Below are 20,587 nucleotides of genomic sequence, written 5' to 3' on the forward strand. Positions count from 1 at the left end.
ACCAGCCGCACCGTCTAGCGTCACGTGTTATTCGGTTTCCAGTTCGATGTCGATGCCGAGCGAACGGATCTCTTTGATCAGAACGTTGAAGGACTCGGGCATGCCGGCCTCCATGCGGTGATCGCCGTCCACGATGTTCTTGTACATCTTGGTCCGGCCGTTCACGTCGTCCGACTTGACCGTCAGCATTTCCTGCAGGGTGTACGCCGCGCCATAGGCTTCCAGCGCCCACACCTCCATCTCACCGAAGCGCTGACCACCGAACTGTGCCTTACCACCCAGCGGCTGCTGGGTAACCAGGCTGTACGAGCCGGTGGAACGGGCGTGCATCTTGTCGTCCACCAGGTGGTTCAGCTTGAGCATGTACATGTAGCCGACGGTGGTCGGACGCTCGAACTGGTTGCCGGTACGGCCGTCGAACAGACGCATCTGGCCGCTTTCCGGCAGGTCGGCCAGCTTCAGCATGGCCTTGATCTCGCGTTCCTTGGCGCCATCGAACACCGGGGTCGCCATCGGTACGCCACCGCGCAGGTTCTTGGCCAGCGCGAGGATCTCGTTGTCGCCCAGCTCGTCGAGGTTTTCCTCGCGACCGCCGATCTCGTTGTAGATCTCGTGCAGGAACTTACGCAGTTCGGCGACCTTGCGCTGCTCTTCGAGCATGCGGTTGATCTTCTCGCCCAGCCCCTTGGCCGCGAGGCCCAGGTGGGTTTCGAGGATCTGGCCGACGTTCATACGCGACGGTACGCCCAGCGGGTTGAGGACGATGTCGACCGGGGTGCCGTTGGCATCGTGCGGCATGTCTTCCACCGGCATGATCACCGAGACCACACCCTTGTTACCGTGACGGCCGGCCATCTTGTCGCCCGGCTGGATGCGACGCTTGATCGCCAGGTAGACCTTGACGATCTTCAGCACGCCCGGAGCCAGGTCGTCGCCCTGCTGCAGCTTGCGCTTCTTGTCCTCGAACTTGTCGTCCAGGAGCTGGCGACGATCGCTGATGTAGGCCTGGGCCTTCTCCAGCTGTTCGTTCAGGGCGTCGTCGGCCATGCGCAGCTTGAACCACTGGCCGCGTTCGAGACCGTCGAGGTAGTCGTCGGTGATCTCCGTGCCCTTCTTCAGCGCCGGGCCACCTTCAGCCTTGGCACCGACCAGGGCGGCACGCAGACGCTCGAAGGTCGCGCCTTCGACGATGCGGAACTCTTCGTTCAGGTCCTTGCGGATCTGGTCGAGTTGCATCTTCTCGATGGACAGAGCGCGGGAGTCGCGCTCGACGCCGTCGCGGGTGAAGACCTGAACGTCGATGACGGTACCCTTGGTGCCGGTCGGCACACGCAGGGAGGTGTCCTTCACGTCGGACGCTTTCTCACCGAAGATCGCGCGCAGCAGCTTCTCTTCCGGAGTCAGTTGGGTCTCGCCTTTCGGAGTGACCTTGCCGACCAGGATGTCGCCGGCCTGCACTTCGGCGCCGACGTAGACGATACCGGCTTCGTCCAGCTTGTTCAGCGCGGCCTCGCCCACGTTCGGGATGTCCGCGGTGATTTCCTCTGGGCCAAGCTTGGTGTCACGAGCGACGCAGGTCAGTTCCTGGATGTGGATCGTGGTGAAACGATCTTCCTGGACCACGCGCTCGGACAGGCAGATGGAGTCTTCGAAGTTGAAGCCGTTCCAGGGCATGAACGCTACGCGCATGTTCTGGCCCAGGGCCAGTTCGCCCATGTCGGTGGACGGACCGTCGGCCAGGATGTCGCCGCGCGCGACCACGTCACCCTTGCTCACCAGCGGACGCTGGTTGATGCAGGTGTTCTGGTTGGAACGGGTGTACTTGGTCAGGTTGTAGATGTCGACACCCGCTTCGCCGGTCTCGACCTCGTCATCCGCCACGCGAACCACGACACGGCTGGCATCGACCGAGTCGATCACACCGCCACGGCGAGCCACGACGCAGACGCCGGAGTCGCGCGCCACGTTGCGCTCCATGCCGGTACCCACCAGCGGCTTGTCGGCACGCAGGGTCGGCACGGCCTGACGCTGCATGTTCGAGCCCATGAGTGCGCGGTTGGCGTCATCGTGCTCGAGGAACGGAATCAGCGAGGCAGCTACGGAAACGACCTGCTTCGGCGACACGTCCATCAGGGTCACGTCTTCCGGCGCCTTCACGGTGAATTCGTTCAGGTGACGCACGGCCACCAGTTCGTCCACCAGTTGACCCTTCTCGTTGAGGGTCGCCGAAGCCTGGGCGATGACGTGGTCGGCTTCTTCGATCGCCGACAGGAATACGATCTCGTCGGTTACCAGGCTGTCCTTGACTACGCGGTACGGGCTCTCGAGGAAGCCGTACTTGTTGGTGCGGGCGTAGGTCGCCAGGGAGTTGATCAGACCGATGTTCGGACCTTCAGGGGTTTCGATCGGGCACACGCGGCCGTAGTGGGTCGGGTGTACGTCACGAACCTCGAAGCCCGCACGCTCACGGGTCAGACCGCCCGGGCCGAGCGCGGAGACGCGGCGCTTGTGGGTGATCTCGGAAAGCGGGTTGTTCTGGTCCATGAACTGCGACAGCTGGCTCGAACCGAAGAACTCCTTGATCGCGGCAGCCACCGGCTTGGCGTTGATCAGGTCCTGCGGCATCAGGCCTTCGCTTTCGGCCATGGACAGGCGTTCCTTGACCGCGCGCTCGACGCGCACCAGGCCCACGCGGAACTGGTTCTCGGCCATTTCGCCGACGCAACGGACGCGACGGTTGCCCAGATGGTCGATGTCATCGACGATGCCCTTGCCGTTACGGATGTCGACGAGGGTCTTGAGCACATCGATGATGTCTTCCTTGCTCAGGACGCCCGGACCTTCGATCTCGGTACGACCGATACGGCGGTTGAACTTCATCCGGCCCACGGCCGACAGGTCGTAACGCTCGGCGCTGAAGAACAGGTTGCCGAACAGGGTCTCGGCAGCTTCCTTGGTCGGCGGCTCGCCCGGACGCATCATCCGGTAGATTTCGACCAGGGCTTCCAGCTGGTTGCTGGTGTTGTCGATCTTCAGGGTGTCGGAGATGAACGGACCGCAGTCGATGTCGTTGGTGTACAGGGTCTCGATGCGCACGACCTGAGCCTTGGCCACCTTGGCCAGGAGGTCGAGGGTCAGCTCGGTGTTGCACTCGGCGATGATCTCGCCGGTAGCCGGATGCACGATCGCCTTGGCGATGGTACGGCCGATCAGGTAGTCGAACGGCACTTCCAGCTGGCTCACGCCAGCCTTTTCCAGCTGGTTGATGTGGCGGGCAGTGATACGACGCCCCTGCTCCACGATCACCTTGCCGCTGCCATCCTTGATGTCGATGCTCGCGACTTCACCGCGCAGACGCTGCGGGACCAGTTCCAGGTTCAGGGTCTCGCCCTTGATGTGGAAGACGTTGGTCGCGTAGAAGGCGTTGAGGATCTCTTCGGTGCTGTAGCCGAGCGCGCGCAGCAGTACCGAGGCCGGCAGCTTGCGGCGACGGTCGATACGGACGAACACGCAGTCCTTCGGATCGAACTCGAAGTCCAGCCAGGAACCGCGGTAAGGAATGATCCGCGCGGAGTACAGCAGCTTGCCGGAGCTGTGGGTCTTGCCACGGTCGTGGTCGAAGAACACGCCCGGGGAACGGTGCAGCTGGGAGACGATGACACGCTCGGTACCGTTGATGATGAAGGTACCGTTCTCGGTCATCAGGGGGATTTCCCCCATGTAGACTTCTTGTTCCTTGATGTCCTTGATCGCCTTGTTCGACGACTCGCGGTCGAAGATGATCAGGCGAACTTTCACGCGCAGCGGTACGGCGAAGGTCACGCCGCGCAGCACGCACTCCTTGACATCGAATGCCGGCTCACCCAGACGGTAGCCGACGTATTCCAGGGCAGCATTGCCGGAATAGCTGATAATCGGGAAAACGGACTTGAAGGCCGCGTGCAGACCGATATCGCGGAACTGCTCCTTGGTTGCGCCAGCCTGCAGGAATTCGCGATAGGAATCCAGCTGGATGGCCAGCAAATACGGCACATCCATGACGTCCGGCAACTTGCTAAAGTCCTTGCGGATACGTTTTTTCTCAGTGTATGAGTAAGCCATCAGCGTTCCCCAGCTTGGTCACCTGCTTGTTTGGCGTCTCCGACGGGAGCAGCCGGAAAATCTTGCAGACCCCTTGGCCTGCATTGCCCACTCGGGGCACTTTCACGTCGTGGGTGGAACGCCCGAGGCGAGTCCACCCAGAACGGAAAAAGGCCGGTGGCAAAAGCCACCAGCCATCAGCCTTTCGCTTGACGCTCGGGCTGTAGACGCAAGGTCGTCGCTTACTTGAGCTCGACTTTGGCGCCTGCTTCTTCCAGGGCTTTCTTGGCGGCTTCGGCTTCTTCTTTCGAAGCGCCTTCCTTCACCACGCCCGGAGCGCCGTCTACGACAGCCTTGGCTTCTTTCAGACCCAGACCGGTCAGTTCGCGAACGACCTTGATCACGTTCACTTTCTTGTCGCCAGCTTCGGCCAGGACGATAGTGAACTCGGTCTGCTCTTCGGCAGCGGCAGCAGCCGGGCCAGCAGCGGCAACGGTAGCGGCAGCAGCGGTAACGCCGAACTTCTCTTCCATCGCCTTGATCAGTTCGACCACTTGCATGACGGACATTTCGGATACGGCGTTGATGATGTCTTCGTTGGTCAGAGCCATGACTCTAATTCCTGTATTGGGGGACGGCCTGCGGCCATCGTATTAAACAAATAAGATTGAAAGCGCTTGCGAGCCGACTTAGGCGGCAGCAGCTTCTTTCTGGTCGCGAATGGCCGCCAGAGTACGAGCCAGCTTGCTGGTAGCGCCCTGAATCACGCTCATCAGCTGCGATACGGCTTCGTCGTAGGTCGGCAGGCTTGCCAGTACGTCGATCTGATTGGCTGCGAGGAACTGACCCTCGAAGGCAGCCGCCTTGATCTCGAACTTGTCCTGACCCTTGGCGAACTCACGGAAGATACGAGCGGCAGCGCCCGGATGTTCGTTGGAGAAAGCGATCAGGGTCGGGCCTTTGAACACGTCGTTGAGCACGTCGAACTGGGTGCCTTCAACGGCGCGCTTGAGCAGGGTGTTACGTACGACTTTCACGTACACACCAGCTTCGCGGGCCTCTTTACGGAGTCCGGTCATGGCGCCTACGGTCACGCCACGGGCATCGGCCACGACAGCGGACAGGGCAGCTTTGGCAGCCTCGTTGACTTCAGCGACGATGGCCTTCTTGTCTTCGAGTTTAATTGCCACGGGTTTACTCCTGGATGTTACCGTTTCGTCCAGCCGGGGCCGGACGTCGTTTTGGTGTCTGATTCGGTAACCGAATCGGGAGCACCATCTGCGTAGGCTTGTGGTTTAAGGCTTGCGCCACCTACGGTCTTGGATAGCCCCCGCCAGGCAGGGACCCCAATACCTGTGCAGCGGGCAGAACCCGCTGCACGATTTCACTTAGGCTTCCAGGGAAGCCAGGTCGATCTGCAGGCCCGGACCCATGGTGGTGCTCAGGGTCACGCGCTTGACGTACACGCCTTTCGACGAGGACGGCTTCAGGCGCTTCAGGTCGGCCAGCAGCGCTTCAACGTTCTGCTGCAGCTTGGCCGGTTCGAAATCGACCTTACCGACGGAGCTGTGGATGATGCCGTTCTTGTCGGTACGGAAACGTACCTGACCAGCTTTGGCATTCTTCACGGCGGTAGCGACGTCCGGAGTCACGGTGCCGACTTTCGGGTTCGGCATCAGACCACGCGGGCCGAGGATCTGGCCCAGCTGACCGACGACACGCATGGCATCCGGGGAAGCGATGACGACGTCGTAGTTCAGGTCGCCGCCTTTCATTTCGGCAGCCAGCTCGTCCATGCCCACCTTGTCGGCGCCGGCAGCCAGAGCGGCTTCGGCAGCCGGACCCTGGGTGAAGACGGCAACGCGAACGCTCTTGCCGGTGCCGTTCGGCAGGACGGTGGCACCACGAACGACCTGGTCGGATTTACGCGGATCGACGCCAAGGTTCACGGCAACGTCCACGGACTCCTTGAACTTGATGGTGGACAGCTCGGCCAGCAGCTTGGCGGCCTCTTCGAAGCTGTACTGCTTGCCGGCAACTACTTTCTCGGCAATCGCCTTCTGGCGCTTGGTCAGCTTAGCCATTACACACCCTCCACGTTCAGGCCCATGCTGCGCGCGGAGCCAGCGATGGTACGTACAGCAGCGTCCAGATCAGCAGCGGTCAGGTCAGCCTGCTTGGTCTTGGCGATCTCTTCCAGCTGGGCACGGGTAACGGTGCCGACTTTCTGGGAGTTCGGACGAGCGGAGCCGCTGGTGATGCCAGCTGCTTTTTTCAGCAGGACGGCAGCCGGGGTGCTCTTGGTTTCGAAGGTGAAGCTACGGTCGCTGTAAACGGTGATGATCACAGGAGTCGGCAGGCCCGGCTCTTGGCCTTGGGTCTTGGCGTTGAACGCCTTGCAGAATTCCATGATGTTCACGCCGTGCTGACCCAGGGCAGGGCCGACCGGCGGCGACGGGTTGGCCTGACCGGCCTTTACTTGCAGCTTGATATAAGCCTGGATTTTCTTAGCCATTTGCTACTCCAAATTCGGGTACAAGCGCCTGAAGGCTCCCCGGTTGCTTTCGCGTTTATCCCAGTGACGACAAAACCCCGCAGCCTTGGGCTGCGGGGTGAGGGATGCGTTTTCAGCTAGACCTTTTCGACCTGACTGAACTCCAGCTCCACCGGGGTAGAGCGGCCAAAGATGAGCACGGCCACTTGGATCCGGCTCTTCTCGTAGTTAACTTCTTCGACGACACCATTGAAGTCGGCGAAAGGACCATCGATGACACGAACGGTCTCGCCCGGCTCGAACAGGGTCTTCGGCTTGGGCTTGTCGCCGCTATCGGCCACGCGACGCAGGATTGCATCAGCCTCACGATCGGTGATCGGAGCCGGCTTGTCGGCAGTCCCGCCGATGAAGCCCATGACGCGCGGGGTATCCTTCACCAGGTGCCAGGTACCTTCGTTCATTTCCATCTGAACCAGCACATAGCCAGGGAAGAATTTGCGCTCGCTCTTGCGCTTCTGGCCGTTCCGCATCTCCACCACTTCTTCGGTGGGAACCAGAATCTCGCCGAACTCTTCTTCCATGCCAGCAAGCTTGACACGCTCGATCAGCGAGCGCATGACATGCTTCTCGTAGCCCGAGTATGCATGCACAACGTACCAACGCTTAGCCACGGCGCACCCTTAACCTACAATCATGGAAACCAACCAACCCAGCAGGGAATCGAGCCCCCACAGCAGCAGCGCCATTACCAGCACTACCGCGACCACGATCAGAGTGGTCTGAGTTGTTTCTTGACGACTCGGCCATACGACCTTGCGAATCTCGACGCGCGCTTCCTTAGCAAGACTAAAGAAGGCCTGCCCCTTGGCCGTTTGCAGAGCCAGGAAGGCAGCGATCACCGCCAGAACGAGAATACCGAGAACGCGATACAGGATTGGTTGAGCCGAAAAGTACTGATTGCCCACAACGGCAACCACAACCAGAACGGCAACCAAGAGCCATTTCAAGAGATCAAAACGTGATTCTTTGGCTTCTGCCTTGGCATTCATCTGTTAGGAATCTCGTGAAGAAAAGCCAGATTTACTTGGGAAATCTGGCAGGCCAGGAGGGAATCGAACCCCCAACCTGCGGTTTTGGAGACCGCCGCTCTGCCAATTGAGCTACTGGCCTGAAGCAAAATCAGGCCGACCATTATGCCGGCCTGAGAGGGGAAGATCAACCGATATTATTCGATGATCTTGGCAACCACGCCGGCGCCAACGGTACGGCCGCCTTCGCGGATCGCGAAGCGCAGGCCATCTTCCATGGCGATCGGAGCGATCAGGGTGACAACCATCTTGATGTTGTCGCCCGGCATTACCATCTCTACGCCTTCCGGCAGTTCGCAGTTACCGGTCACGTCGGTGGTACGGAAGTAGAACTGCGGACGGTAGCCCTTGAAGAACGGGGTGTGACGACCACCTTCTTCCTTGGACAGCACGTACACTTCGCACTCGAACTTGGTGTGCGGCTTGATGGTGCCCGGCTTGGCCAGTACCTGGCCACGCTCTACGTCTTCACGCTTGGTGCCACGCAGCAGGATACCAACGTTCTCACCAGCACGACCTTCGTCGAGCAGCTTGCGGAACATTTCAACGCCGGTGCAGGTGGTCTTGGTGGTCGCCTTGATGCCGACGATTTCCACTTCTTCCTGGACCTTGATGATGCCGCGCTCTACACGACCGGTTACCACGGTACCGCGGCCGGAGATCGAGAACACGTCTTCGATCGGCATCAGGAACGGCTGGTCGATGGCACGAACCGGCTCCGGAATGTAGGAATCCAGGGTCTCTACCAGCTTCTGCACGGCGCTTACGCCGATGCCGTTGTCATCCTTGCCTTCCAGCGCCATCAGCGCGGAACCGATGATGATCGGAGTGTCGTCGCCCGGGAAGTCGTAGGTGTTCAGCAGATCGCGAACTTCCATCTCGACCAGTTCCAGCAGCTCGGCGTCGTCGACCATGTCGGCCTTGTTCAGGAACACGACGATGTAGGGAACGCCTACCTGGCGGGACAGCAGGATGTGCTCGCGGGTCTGCGGCATGGGGCCGTCGGCAGCCGAGCAAACCAGGATCGCGCCGTCCATCTGGGCAGCACCGGTGATCATGTTCTTCACGTAGTCGGCGTGACCGGGGCAGTCAACGTGGGCGTAGTGACGAACAGCGGAATCGTATTCAACGTGCGAGGTGTTGATGGTGATACCGCGGGCCTTTTCTTCCGGCGCGTTGTCGATCTGATCGAAAGCACGAGCGGAACCACCCCAGGTGTCGGAGCAGACCTTGGTCAGTGCAGCGGTCAGAGTGGTCTTGCCATGGTCAACGTGACCGATGGTGCCGACGTTGACGTGCGGCTTGTTCCGTTCAAATTTTTCTTTAGCCATGGAGACCATCCCCTTCAAGGAATTGAGCGGATCACGCTACCATTAGAACAAGGGCAGATATTTTCATATCTGCCCCTGGATAAATGGAGCTCATGAGCGGATTTGAACCGCTGACCTCACCCTTACCAAGGGTGTGCTCTACCAACTGAGCTACATGAGCGAAACACAAGCAACTTGACTGGAGCGGGTAGCGGGAATCGAACCCGCATCATCAGCTTGGAAGGCTGAGGTTCTACCACTGAACTATACCCGCGGAGCCCGAAGCTCACGCTTTTAAACTGGTGGAGGGAGAAGGATTCGAACCTTCGAAGTCTATGACGTCAGATTTACAGTCTGATCCCTTTGGCCACTCGGGAATCCCTCCAAACTGGTGTGCGGCATTCTCTACGTCTGCCACCTTGCTGTCAAGAGTTTTCTCTTAAAAAACCTGAACTTAGGTTTCAACAGCAACTTCATGGTAGGAGTCTTTCAGCCTTCCCCCTGCGAAGCGGGCGCCATTCTATGCAAACCATCAGGGGGATGCAACACCTTTGCACGACATTATTTGATGCTGCAATCCCTTGAAGTCCCGAGCCAGCTCCTGGAGCAGTTGCTCATCCACCAGGCGCCGGCTGCCGGGGGCCACCCTTACCCAGAAATCACGCTGCCCGCGGGGCAATTCCTTCAGCTCCGCCTCGTAACCTGCCGTCTTGAGACGCACCTGCGCACTTTCAGCCGAATCCCGCGCGGAAAACATCCCCAAAGAAATGCCATTGGCCAGCACTCCCTCGCCAATCAGGTAGCTGTCGATATTGCGCGCCTGAAGCTCCTTCAACTGACGAAGCGCAGCCTCCCGCGAGGCTAGCGGAGGAAGATAGACCCAGTAATCGACGCTCATCTCCCCACGGGCCTCGACCTCCGCCTCGATATCCAGGCCCAGCAGGCGCTGCTGCAACCTTCGGGCATCCGCCTCCTCACCGCCTCCGCCAAGATAGAGACAGGCCGACTCGGATGCGATCGACTCTTCGGCAGCCGGAGGCACACTCGGCGCCGGCACCTGCGATCCCGAGCGCGCCCTGGAAGCAAGGTTGCTCTCGGCCAACAGCAGAATGTTCTTCTGCCCATCCTTATAGAGTTCCAGCGGTGCGATTTCCTTGGCCCGTAGCGGGGATTGCTGCTGGTGCCAGACGTAGTAGAAGACGTTCAGGGCCAGGAGAAACAGGAAGAACCAGCGCATAGATCCTCTCACTCAAACGGGCAAGCCAGTGCCAGCCCTACGAAAACCAGGTCCGGCATGATCCGGGCGCCAGCCAGTTCGTCGCGAACCAGTTCGGCATCCCCACCCGTCAGGAATATTTCACAATCCGGACCGAGCAGCTCGCACGCCATGGCGTACTGCTCACGAACGAACCCCCTGAGCATGAGCAGACAACCCCGCTCAACCGCCTCGGCCGTGGCCTGCCCTGGCTGGAGACTGGCAAGCGCCCGCCGGGCCTCTGCATCGTCGTAGCGGATACGTCGGGTATGGGTGCGCAACTGGCTTCTCATCAGGGTCATGCCCGGGCATATGTAGCCCCCCAGATGCACTCCATCCGCCGCGACCAGGTCAGAGGTGACCGCGGTCCCCAGATCAATGACCAGGCAGGCCTTCTTAGCCAGGTGATGAGCCGCGACGAGGGCCAGCCAGCGGTCGAGCCCCAGGCGCTGGTAATCGAGATAGCCGTTGCGCACACCCGCCAACTGCTTGCCGGATGATGCAACCAGCGCCGAAACCGGGAACAGCTGCTCCAACCGTGCGACCAGTTGCGAGGTTTCCTGCTCGCTGCGAACGCTCACCAGGCGACAGGCTCGCACTGGCAGCGCTTGCTGCGACGTTAACTGTTCGACCAGGGCATCATCGGACTCCGCAAGGCCACCGGCGACCGACCGTGCCGCGCCCTCGATGACCCGCCACTTGATCAGCGAGTTTCCACAGTCGAGCTCAAGAATCATTGACGCAACCTCAAACTAAGCTCCCCTCCACTGAAACCCTGCTCCACGCCATCCACCTCGAGACGCAGCGCTCCTCGGCTATCGACACCCAGCACACGACCCTCGATGGAACTCAGGGCAGTCGAGAGAATGATCTGGGCACCCTGCCAGAGATTGCAGGACTCCCACTCCTCGCGACTTGCAGCAAAGCCTTCGCGCGAATGCCTATCGAGATAATCGGCCAGCTGCCGATTGAGAGCAGAAAGCAGCCGCGAACGATCCACAAGCTCCCCCAGCGCTTCGCGCAGGGAGGTCCAAGGCTGGCCGATATCAGTGGCGGTCTTCATGTTGACGTTGATCCCTATGCCGATAACGACATGACACAGATCCGCGGGGTCGCCACTCAGCTCCAGGAGAATTCCGGCGATCTTCTTGCCTCCCTGCAGAACGTCGTTCGGCCACTTCAACCCGGCGTCCCGGACGCCCAAGGACTCCAGGGCCCGGAGCACCGCGAGACCGACAACCAGGCTCAACCCTTCGAGCTCCCGAGCGCCCCCCCTGACAGTAATGGCCAGAGAATAATAGAGGTTCTCTCCATAGGGACTGACCCAGGCTCGCCCGCGACGTCCACGCCCGGCAGTCTGCTGCTCGGCGACGATAACGAAAGGCGTCGAGGCTCCAGCCGCGAGCCTGCGCATGGCCTCGCTATTGGTTGAATCGACGGTGGGCATGATCTCGACAGGCCAGAGGCTGTCGATCTTCCGCGGATCCAGGAGACTGAGGGGACTCGCCAGGCGGTAACCCCGGCCACGCACCTTGTGGAACTGCAGGCCGTGTTCAGCCTCCAGGTGCTGCAAGCGCTTCCAGACTGCACTGCGACTGATGCCCAGTACCGCCCCCAACTCCTCACCGGAGTGGAATCGCCCGTCTTGAAGTAGTTTCAGCAAGGTCTGCATAGACGCCCCACACTAGCCAGGCACGCATCATATAGAGGCACTTGCGCTTTGCCTACGAAAAGCCCTGCCGTATAGCTGCCTTTTCCCTGGATTTTCGCAGACTTTTCCGCGCGCAAAAGCAAAACCCCTGGTCATCGCTGACCAGGGGTTTTGGGATAGGAGCTTGACGATGACCTACTCTCACATGGGGAGACCCCACACTACCATCGGCGATGCGTCGTTTCACTTCTGAGTTCGGGAAGGGATCAGGTGGTTCCAACGCTCTATGATCGTCAAGCAATTCGGTTGGATATCCGTTTGCTTGGGCTTACGTCTATCCGGATTCAGGTATGTGATTTCAATGTGTTTTGCGGTTCATGCGAACTTTCGGTTCGTCGACTTCACCTTACAACACACAATCGTCAGATTGTTTGGGTGTTATATGGTCAAGCCTCACGGGCAATTAGTACTGGTTAGCTCAACGCCTCACAACGCTTACACACCCAGCCTATCAACGTCGTAGTCTTCGACGGCCCTTCAGGGGAATCAAGTTCCCAGTGAGATCTCATCTTGAGGCAAGTTTCCCGCTTAGATGCTTTCAGCGGTTATCTTTTCCGAACATAGCTACCCGGCAATGCCACTGGCGTGACAACCGGAACACCAGAGGTTCGTCCACTCCGGTCCTCTCGTACTAGGAGCAGCCCCTCTCAAATCTCAAACGTCCACGGCAGATAGGGACCGAACTGTCTCACGACGTTCTAAACCCAGCTCGCGTACCACTTTAAATGGCGAACAGCCATACCCTTGGGACCGGCTTCAGCCCCAGGATGTGATGAGCCGACATCGAGGTGCCAAACACCGCCGTCGATATGAACTCTTGGGCGGTATCAGCCTGTTATCCCCGGAGTACCTTTTATCCGTTGAGCGATGGCCCTTCCATACAGAACCACCGGATCACTAAGACCTACTTTCGTACCTGCTCGACGTGTCTGTCTCGCAGTCAAGCGCGCTTTTGCCTTTATACTCTACGACCGATTTCCGACCGGTCTGAGCGCACCTTCGTACTCCTCCGTTACTCTTTAGGAGGAGACCGCCCCAGTCAAACTGCCCACCATACACTGTCCTCGATCCGGATCACGGACCAGAGTTAGAACCTCAAGCATGCCAGGGTGGTATTTCAAGGATGGCTCCACGCGAACTGGCGTCCACGCTTCAAAGCCTCCCACCTATCCTACACAAGCAGGCTCAAAGTCCAGTGCAAAGCTACAGTAAAGGTTCACGGGGTCTTTCCGTCTAGCCGCGGATACACTGCATCTTCACAGCGATTTCAATTTCACTGAGTCTCGGGTGGAGACAGCGCCGCCATCGTTACGCCATTCGTGCAGGTCGGAACTTACCCGACAAGGAATTTCGCTACCTTAGGACCGTTATAGTTACGGCCGCCGTTTACCGGGGCTTCGATCAAGAGCTTCGCTTGCGCTAACCCCATCAATTAACCTTCCGGCACCGGGCAGGCGTCACACCCTATACGTCCACTTTCGTGTTTGCAGAGTGCTGTGTTTTTAATAAACAGTCGCAGCGGCCTGGTATCTTCGACCAGCCAGAGCTTACGGAGTAAATCCTTCACCCTAGCCGGCGCACCTTCTCCCGAAGTTACGGTGCCATTTTGCCTAGTTCCTTCACCCGAGTTCTCTCAAGCGCCTTGGTATTCTCTACCCGACCACCTGTGTCGGTTTGGGGTACGGTTCCTGGTTACCTGAAGCTTAGAAGCTTTTCTTGGAAGCATGGCATCAACCACTTCGTCATCTAAAAGACGACTCGTCATCAGCTCTCGGCCTTGAAACCCCGGATTTACCTAAGATTTCAGCCTACCACCTTAAACTTGGACAACCAACGCCAAGCTGGCCTAGCCTTCTCCGTCCCTCCATCGCAGTAACCAGAAGTACAGGAATATTAACCTGTTTCCCATCGACTACGCTTTTCAGCCTCGCCTTAGGAACCGACTAACCCTGCGTCGATTAACGTTGCGCAGGAACCCTTGGTCTTTCGGCGTGGGTGTTTTTCACACCCATTGTCGTTACTCATGTCAGCATTCGCACTTCTGATACCTCCAGCAAGCTTCTCAACTCACCTTCACAGGCTTACAGAACGCTCCTCTACCGCGTCACTTACGTGACACCCGCAGCTTCGGTGTGTGGTTTGAGCCCCGTTACATCTTCCGCGCAGGCCGACTCGACTAGTGAGCTATTACGCTTTCTTTAAAGGGTGGCTGCTTCTAAGCCAACCTCCTAGCTGTCTAAGCCTTCCCACATCGTTTACCACTTAACCACAACTTTGGGACCTTAGCTGGCGGTCTGGGTTGTTTCCCTTTTCACGACGGACGTTAGCACCCGCCGTGTGTCTCCCATGCTCGGCACTTCTGGGTATTCGGAGTTTGCATCGGTTTGGTAAGTCGGGATGACCCCCTAGCCGAAACAGTGCTCTACCCCCCAGAGTGATACATGAGGCGCTACCTAAATAGCTTTCGAGGAGAACCAGCTATCTCCGAGCTTGATTAGCCTTTCACTCCGATCCACAAGTCATCCCCTACCTTTTCAACGGGAGTGGGTTCGGTCCTCCAGTCAGTGTTACCTAACCTTCAACCTGCTCATGGATAGATCGCCCGGTTTCGGGTCTATACCCAGCGACTAAACGCCCTATTAAGACTCGCTTTCGCTACGCCTACCCTATACGGTTAAGCTTGCCACTGAATATAAGTCGCTGACCCATTATACAAAAGGTACGCAGTCACCTAACAAGTAGGCTCCCACTGCTTGTACGCATACGGTTTCAGGTTCTATTTCACTCCCCTCTCCGGGGTTCTTTTCGCCTTTCCCTCACGGTACTGGTTCACTATCGGTCAGTCAGTAGTATTTAGCCTTGGAGGATGGTCCCCCCATGTTCAGACAAAGTTTCTCGTGCTCCGTCCTACTCGATTTCACTTCAAAGATCCTTTCGCGTACGGGGCTATCACCCACTATGGCCGCACTTTCCAGAGCGTTCCGCTAAAATCAATGAAGCTTAAGGGCTAATCCCCGTTCGCTCGCCACTACTAAGGGAATCTCGGTTGATTTCTTTTCCTCAGGGTACTTAGATGTTTCAGTTCCCCTGGTTCGCCTCTTGCACCTATGGATTCAGTACAAGATACCTAGGTTATCCTAGGTGGGTTCCCCCATTCAGAGATCTCCGGATCAAAGTCTGTTTGCCGACTCCCCGAAGCTTTTCGCAGGCTACCACGTCTTTCATCGCCTCTGACTGCCAAGGCATCCACCGTATGCGCTTCTTCACTTGACCATATAACCCCAAGCAATCTGGTTATACTGTGAAGACGACATTCGCCGAAAATTCGCGCTTGAACTCGCAAATTTTACCTTGACTTGAATGATCACCAGTGAAAGAGATCATTCAGTCTTACTTCTATCACATACCCGAATTTTTAAAGAACAGTTCTGGTGCAAAGACCAGAAATCAATGTTCATTCACGAACATTCATTTCTGAGCTTTCGACGATTGTTTTAGATGGTGGAGCCAAGGAGGATCGAACTCCTGACCTCCTGCGTGCAAAGCAGGCGCTCTCCCAGCTGAGCTATGGCCCCGTATCGGATCACGCAGCACACCAACAATTGGTGGGTCTGGGCAGATTCGAACTGCCGACCTCACCCTTATCAGGGGTGCGCTCTAACCAACTGAGCTACAGACCCAATCGTCTAACCAGTGAATCAAGCAATTCGTGTGGGAGCTTATGAAGAAGCTGAGATCTTCGATTAAGGAGGTGATCCAGCCGCAGGTTCCCCTACGGCTACCTTGTTACGACTTCACCCCAGTCATGAATCACTCCGTGGTAACCGTCCCCCTTGCGGTTAGACTAGCTACTTCTGGAGCAACCCACTCCCATGGTGTGACGGGCGGTGTGTACAAGGCCCGGGAACGTATTCACCGTGACATTCTGATTCACGATTACTAGCGATTCCGACTTCACGCAGTCGAGTTGCAGACTGCGATCCGGACTACGATCGGTTTTATGGGATTAGCTCCACCTCGCGGCTTGGCAACCCTTTGTACCGACCATTGTAGCACGTGTGTAGCCCTGGCCGTAAGGGCCATGATGACTTGACGTCATCCCCACCTTCCTCCGGTTTGTCACCGGCAGTCTCCTTAGAGTGCCCACCCGAGGTGCTGGTAACTAAGGACAAGGGTTGCGCTCGTTACGGGACTTAACCCAACATCTCACGACACGAGCTGACGACAGCCATGCAGCACCTGTGTCTGAGTTCCCGAAGGCACCAATCCATCTCTGGAAAGTTCTCAGCATGTCAAGGCCAGGTAAGGTTCTTCGCGTTGCTTCGAATTAAACCACATGCTCCACCGCTTGTGCGGGCCCCCGTCAATTCATTTGAGTTTTAACCTTGCGGCCGTACTCCCCAGGCGGTCGACTTATCGCGTTAGCTGCGCCACTAAGATCTCAAGGATCCCAACGGCTAGTCGACATCGTTTACGGCGTGGACTACCAGGGTATCTAATCCTGTTTGCTCCCCACGCTTTCGCACCTCAGTGTCAGTATCAGTCCAGGTGGTCGCCTTCGCCACTGGTGTTCCTTCCTATATCTACGCATTTCACCGCTACACAGGAAATTCCACCACCCTCTACCGTACTCTAGCTCAGTAGTTTTGGATGCAGTTCCCAGGTTGAGCCCGGGGATTTCACATCCAACTTGCTGAACCACCTACGCGCGCTTTACGCCCAGTAATTCCGATTAACGCTTGCACCCTTCGTATTACCGCGGCTGCTGGCACGAAGTTAGCCGGTGCTTATTCTGTTGGTAACGTCAAAACAGCAAGGTATTAACTTACTGCCCTTCCTCCCAACTTAAAGTGCTTTACAATCCGAAGACCTTCTTCACACACGCGGCATGGCTGGATCAGGCTTTCGCCCATTGTCCAATATTCCCCACTGCTGCCTCCCGTAGGAGTCTGGACCGTGTCTCAGTTCCAGTGTGACTGATCATCCTCTCAGACCAGTTACGGATCGTCGCCTTGGTAGGCCTTTACCCCACCAACTAGCTAATCCGACCTAGGCTCATCTGATAGCGTGAGGTCCGAAGATCCCCCACTTTCTCCCTCAGGACGTATGCGGTATTAGCGCCCGTTTCCGGACGTTATCCCCCACTATCAGGCAGATTCCTAGGCATTACTCACCCGTCCGCCGCTGAATTCAGGAGCAAGCTCCCTTCATCCGCTCGACTTGCATGTGTTAGGCCTGCCGCCAGCGTTCAATCTGAGCCATGATCAAACTCTTCAGTTCAATACTGCTTGGGTTTTGAGAAAACCCTAAACTTGGCTCAGCAATCGCATTCTCTTAAAAAGAGATAAAACTCTCGAATTCACGAGTGTTACTTGCGTTGCTGATAATCTTGCGATCACCAGTCTTACATCACAAGCACCCACACGAATTGCTTGATTCGACTTGTTAAAGAGCAGTTGGTCAAGGCTTTCGTCTCAACCGAGGCCGCGCATTCTACAGCAACCTCTCGTTCCGTCAAGCGTTATTTTCGAAAATTTTCTTTTCTACTCAACCGCTTGCGCCGACCTTCAAACTATCTTCCGATCAGCGGGAGGCGCATTCTACAGCGTTCAAATTCGCTGTCAAGCACCTCGATGAAGCTTCGTTTCGAGCCCCTTTCGGGACCGAACCGCTGCGGCGAACAACCTGCCGGAGCGCTTCACCACCCCTGGGAGAGAATCCGTAAATCCTTGATTTTCAAGCATTTACTCTTCGCCGTCGCCGGGAGTGGTGCGCATTATAGGGAGATAGAAACTGGCGTCAACACTTATTTGAAAGAATTATTCAGCTTTCAGCGTGATGCGCGCGAAAGCCTTCTTCCCTGCCTGGAACACACGGGTTTCACCCAGCGCCAGCATGAAGGTGCGGTCGACGACCTGCCCATCCACCTTGACGCTGCCGGCACCCAGGAGATCGCGAGCCGCAGCCGCATTCTTCACCAACCCCGCCTTATTAAGGACAGAGGCAACGGGCATATCCTCGGGGGACGACAGCTCGATCTCCGGCAGGTCCTCCGGCAGCTCGCCCTCCTTCAGGCGATTGCCGGCCGACTTGTGTGCGCTCGCCGCCGCCTCCTCGCCATGGAAGCGGGCGACGATCTCCTCGGCCAGCTTGATCTTGATGTCACGCGGGTTGGCGCCCGCCTCGACGTCCTTGCGGAAGCTATCGATCTCATCCAGGGAACGGAAGCTGAGCAGTTCGAAGTAACGCCACATCAGCGTGTCAGGAATGGAGACCAGCTTGCTGTACATGACACCCGGCGCTTCCTGGATACCAATATAGTTGCCCAGCGACTTGGACATCTTCTTCACGCCATCCAGCCCTTCCAGCAACGGCATGGTCAGGATCACCTGGGCCTCCTGACCATAGGCGCGCTGCAGCTCGCGCCCCATCAGCAGGTTGAACTTCTGGTCGGTGCCACCCAACTCGACGTCCGCCTTCAGCGCGACGGAGTCATAGCCCTGGACCAGCGGATAGAGGAACTCATGGATAGCGATGGGCTGATTGCTGGCATAGCGCTTGCTAAAGTCATCGCGCTCCAGCATGCGCGCAACGGTGTACTGAGAGGCAAGACGAATGAAGTCAGCCGGGGTCAGCTGGTCCATCCAGGTGGAATTGAAGGCTACTTCGGTCTTGGCCGGGTCGAGGATCTTGAAGACCTGGGACTTGTACGTCTCCGCATTCTCCAGAACCTGCTCGCGCGTCAGGGGAGGACGGGTAACACTTTTCCCACTGGGGTCACCGATCATCCCAGTGAAGTCACCGATGAGGAAGATCACCTGATGCCCCAGGTCCTGGAACTGGCGCAGCTTATTAATAAGCACGGTATGGCCAAGATGCAGATCGGGAGCGGTCGGGTCGAAGCCGGCCTTGATCCGCAAGGGCTGGCCACGCTTCAGCTTGGCCACCAGTTCCGCCTCTACCAGGATCTCGTCTGCACCGCGCTGGATCAGCGCCAGCTGCTCTTCAACCGACTTCATTTACAGGTTCTGCCCAATTGCCAAAATCGAAAGGGAACCAACCATACAAGATCGCAGACTAAAAACAAATTTTGCCGACCGTCAGGGGGACGGAGCCAGGCCAGACGCGACTTTTGGCTTGATTCAAGGAGATTTTGGTTATATTTTAGGCAGTTATTTATTCACAATCCAAAAACACCAATCACGCCATGACGCAATCCGATCAGAAAGCGCCGCCGTATTACCCGAAAAGCCACTTGTTGGCCGCCAGCGGTGTTGCAGCGCTCCTCAGTTTGGCACTACTGGTGTTCCCCTCGAGCGAAGTCGAGGCCAAGAGGACCACGCTCAATCTGGAGCTTGAAAGCAACACCGATCGCCTCCTTCAGGAGAAAGACGACCTCCTGCCGCAATCGGTCACCAATTCCAGCGACGAAGGCACGCCTTTCGCTCAGGTAGAAGGCGCCTCCGACGACAACACCGCCGAGCAAGACTCGGACAAGCCGGGCGCATCTGTAGCCGATGCCGACACCAAGCCCGTCGATCCCGAGTGGAAGACCATCACCGTCGCCAGTGGCGATACGCTGTCGACCGTATTCACCAAGGCAGGCCTTTCCACCTCGGCCATGCACGACATGCTGACCAGCAGCAAGGATGCCAAGCGCTTCACCCATCTGAAGGTCGGCCAGGAGGTCAAGCTCAAGCTCGACCCCAAAGGAGAGCTGCAGGCGCTGCGAGTCAAGCAGAGCGAACTCGAGACCATCGGCCTGGACAAGACCGACAAGGGCTACTCCTTCAAACGCGAGAAGGCCCAGATCGACCTGCATACCGCCTATGCCCATGGCCGCATCACCAGCTCGCTGTTCGTTGCCGGTCGTAACGCCGGCCTGCCCTATAACCTGGTCACGTCGCTGTCGAACATCTTCGGCTACGACATCGACTTCGCCCTCGATCTGCGTGAAGGCGACGAGTTCGACGTGATCTACGAACAGCACAAGGTCAACGGCAAGCAAGTGGCGACCGGCAATATCCTCGCCGCCCGCTTCGTCAACCGTGGCAAGACCTACACCGCCGTGCGCTATACCAACAAGCAGGGCAATACCAGCTACTACCGCGCCGACGGCTCCAGCATGCGCAAGGCATTCATCCGTACGCCGGTGGATTTCGCCCGCATCAGCTCGCGCTTCTCCCTGGGCCGCCGCCACCCGATCCTGAACAAGATCCGCGCGCACAAGGGCGTCGACTACGCTGCCCCCATCGGCACACCGATCAAGGCCACCGGAGACGGCAAGATCCTCGAAGCCGGACGCAAGGGGGGCTACGGCAACGCCGTGGTGATCCAGCACGGCCAGCGCTATCGGACCATCTACGGACACATGAGCCGCTTCGCCAAGGGTATCCGCGCCGGTACCAGCGTGAAGCAGGGCCAGATCATCGGTTACGTGGGCATGACGGGCCTGGCCACCGGCCCACACCTGCACTACGAATTCCAGATCAATGGCCGTCACGTCGATCCGCTGAGTGCCAAGCTGCCCATGGCGGACCCGCTCGGTGGCGCAGATCGCAAGCGCTTCATGGCGCAGACCCAGCCGATGATCGCGCGCATGGATCAGGAGAAGAAAACCCTCCTGGCCCTGAACAAGCAGCGCTGATC

At 57.9% G+C, this 20,587-nt stretch carries 13 protein-coding genes, 6 tRNA genes and 3 rRNA genes; 1 reads left to right on the top strand and 21 read right to left on the bottom strand.

All coding sequences use genetic code 11. The features are described from left to right. Positions 1-27: 27 nt before the first annotated feature. The 21 genes from rpoB to tyrS all read right to left on the bottom strand — a co-directional run bounded on the left by rpoB (position 28) and on the right by tyrS (position 18,957). Positions 28-4,101: a DNA-directed RNA polymerase subunit beta gene (gene rpoB, locus FOC67_RS22535; RefSeq protein ID WP_003093746.1), complete on the bottom strand. Its 4,074-nt coding sequence runs from the start codon at positions 4,099-4,101 to the stop codon at positions 28-30. Positions 4,102-4,322: 221 nt separating this feature from the next. Further along, entirely contained in the window at positions 4,323-4,691 is a 369-nt protein-coding gene (rplL, locus tag FOC67_RS22540) for a 50S ribosomal protein L7/L12 (protein ID WP_003093747.1), read from the bottom strand. Positions 4,692-4,769: 78 nt separating this feature from the next. After that, the gene (gene rplJ, locus FOC67_RS22545) at positions 4,770-5,270 is read right to left on the bottom strand and encodes a 50S ribosomal protein L10 (RefSeq protein ID WP_003093748.1); all 501 of its coding nucleotides are present in this window, start codon (positions 5,268-5,270) and stop codon (positions 4,770-4,772) included. A gap of 198 nt (positions 5,271-5,468) precedes the next feature. Next, complete coding sequence (rplA, locus tag FOC67_RS22550) at positions 5,469-6,164, bottom strand: 50S ribosomal protein L1 (RefSeq protein WP_003093749.1); 696 nt, start codon at positions 6,162-6,164, stop codon at positions 5,469-5,471. Beyond that, positions 6,164-6,595: a 50S ribosomal protein L11 gene (rplK, locus tag FOC67_RS22555; RefSeq protein ID WP_003093751.1), complete on the bottom strand. Its 432-nt coding sequence runs from the start codon at positions 6,593-6,595 to the stop codon at positions 6,164-6,166. Before rplK ends, rplA begins: the two co-directional genes overlap by 1 nt. 116 nt (positions 6,596-6,711) lie before the next feature. Next, on the bottom strand, positions 6,712-7,245 hold the full coding sequence (gene nusG / locus FOC67_RS22560; RefSeq protein ID WP_003108028.1) for a transcription termination/antitermination protein NusG: 534 nt from the start codon (positions 7,243-7,245) through the stop codon (positions 6,712-6,714). Positions 7,246-7,254: 9 nt separating this feature from the next. Further along, positions 7,255-7,623, bottom strand: a complete 369-nt coding sequence (secE, locus tag FOC67_RS22565; RefSeq protein WP_003108030.1) for a preprotein translocase subunit SecE — start codon at positions 7,621-7,623, stop codon at positions 7,255-7,257. A 45-nt stretch (positions 7,624-7,668) separates the two neighbouring features. Further along, a tRNA-Trp gene (locus FOC67_RS22570) sits at positions 7,669-7,744 on the bottom strand. A 55-nt stretch (positions 7,745-7,799) separates the two neighbouring features. Continuing rightward, the gene (gene tuf, locus FOC67_RS22575; RefSeq protein ID WP_003115146.1) at positions 7,800-8,993 is read right to left on the bottom strand and encodes an elongation factor Tu; all 1,194 of its coding nucleotides are present in this window, start codon (positions 8,991-8,993) and stop codon (positions 7,800-7,802) included. Positions 8,994-9,077: 84 nt separating this feature from the next. Beyond that, positions 9,078-9,153, bottom strand: a tRNA-Thr gene (locus FOC67_RS22580). Between the two features lie 19 nt (positions 9,154-9,172). Beyond that, positions 9,173-9,246: transfer RNA gene (locus tag FOC67_RS22585), tRNA-Gly, on the bottom strand. 26 nt (positions 9,247-9,272) lie between these two features. Then, positions 9,273-9,357, bottom strand: a tRNA-Tyr gene (locus FOC67_RS22590). A gap of 147 nt (positions 9,358-9,504) precedes the next feature. Beyond that, on the bottom strand, positions 9,505-10,209 hold the full coding sequence (locus tag FOC67_RS22595) for an SPOR domain-containing protein (protein WP_003112013.1): 705 nt from the start codon (positions 10,207-10,209) through the stop codon (positions 9,505-9,507). An 8-nt stretch (positions 10,210-10,217) separates the two neighbouring features. Further along, complete coding sequence (locus tag FOC67_RS22600) at positions 10,218-10,964, bottom strand: pantothenate kinase (RefSeq protein WP_009316349.1); 747 nt, start codon at positions 10,962-10,964, stop codon at positions 10,218-10,220. Continuing rightward, on the bottom strand, positions 10,961-11,899 hold the full coding sequence (birA, locus tag FOC67_RS22605) for a bifunctional biotin--[acetyl-CoA-carboxylase] ligase/biotin operon repressor BirA (protein WP_009316350.1): 939 nt from the start codon (positions 11,897-11,899) through the stop codon (positions 10,961-10,963). Before birA ends, FOC67_RS22600 begins: the two co-directional genes overlap by 4 nt. Before the next feature lie 161 nt (positions 11,900-12,060). Beyond that, a 5S ribosomal RNA gene (rrf, locus tag FOC67_RS22610) occupies positions 12,061-12,176 on the bottom strand. 144 nt (positions 12,177-12,320) lie between these two features. Then, a 23S ribosomal RNA gene (locus FOC67_RS22615) occupies positions 12,321-15,211 on the bottom strand. Between the two features lie 226 nt (positions 15,212-15,437). Beyond that, positions 15,438-15,513, bottom strand: a tRNA-Ala gene (locus FOC67_RS22620). Between the two features lie 28 nt (positions 15,514-15,541). Further along, positions 15,542-15,618: transfer RNA gene (locus FOC67_RS22625), tRNA-Ile, on the bottom strand. A 64-nt stretch (positions 15,619-15,682) separates the two neighbouring features. Then, a 16S ribosomal RNA gene (locus tag FOC67_RS22630) occupies positions 15,683-17,218 on the bottom strand. The 16S, 23S and 5S rRNA genes sit together here with 2 tRNA genes alongside, the layout of an rRNA operon. A gap of 539 nt (positions 17,219-17,757) precedes the next feature. Next, the gene (tyrS, locus tag FOC67_RS22635; RefSeq protein WP_003113167.1) at positions 17,758-18,957 is read right to left on the bottom strand and encodes a tyrosine--tRNA ligase; all 1,200 of its coding nucleotides are present in this window, start codon (positions 18,955-18,957) and stop codon (positions 17,758-17,760) included. A 188-nt stretch (positions 18,958-19,145) separates the two neighbouring features. On the opposite strand from tyrS, the gene FOC67_RS22640 reads away from it, so the two are divergent. Further along, a complete protein-coding gene (locus tag FOC67_RS22640) occupies positions 19,146-20,585 on the top strand; it encodes a peptidoglycan DD-metalloendopeptidase family protein (RefSeq protein WP_003085274.1) in 1,440 nt (479 codons plus the stop codon). The last annotated feature ends 2 nt before the right edge of the window (positions 20,586-20,587 follow it).

Origin of the sequence: Pseudomonas sp. FDAARGOS_761 (assembly GCF_013343155.1) — a bacterium.
Classification (GTDB): domain Bacteria; phylum Pseudomonadota; class Gammaproteobacteria; order Pseudomonadales; family Pseudomonadaceae; genus Pseudomonas; species Pseudomonas aeruginosa.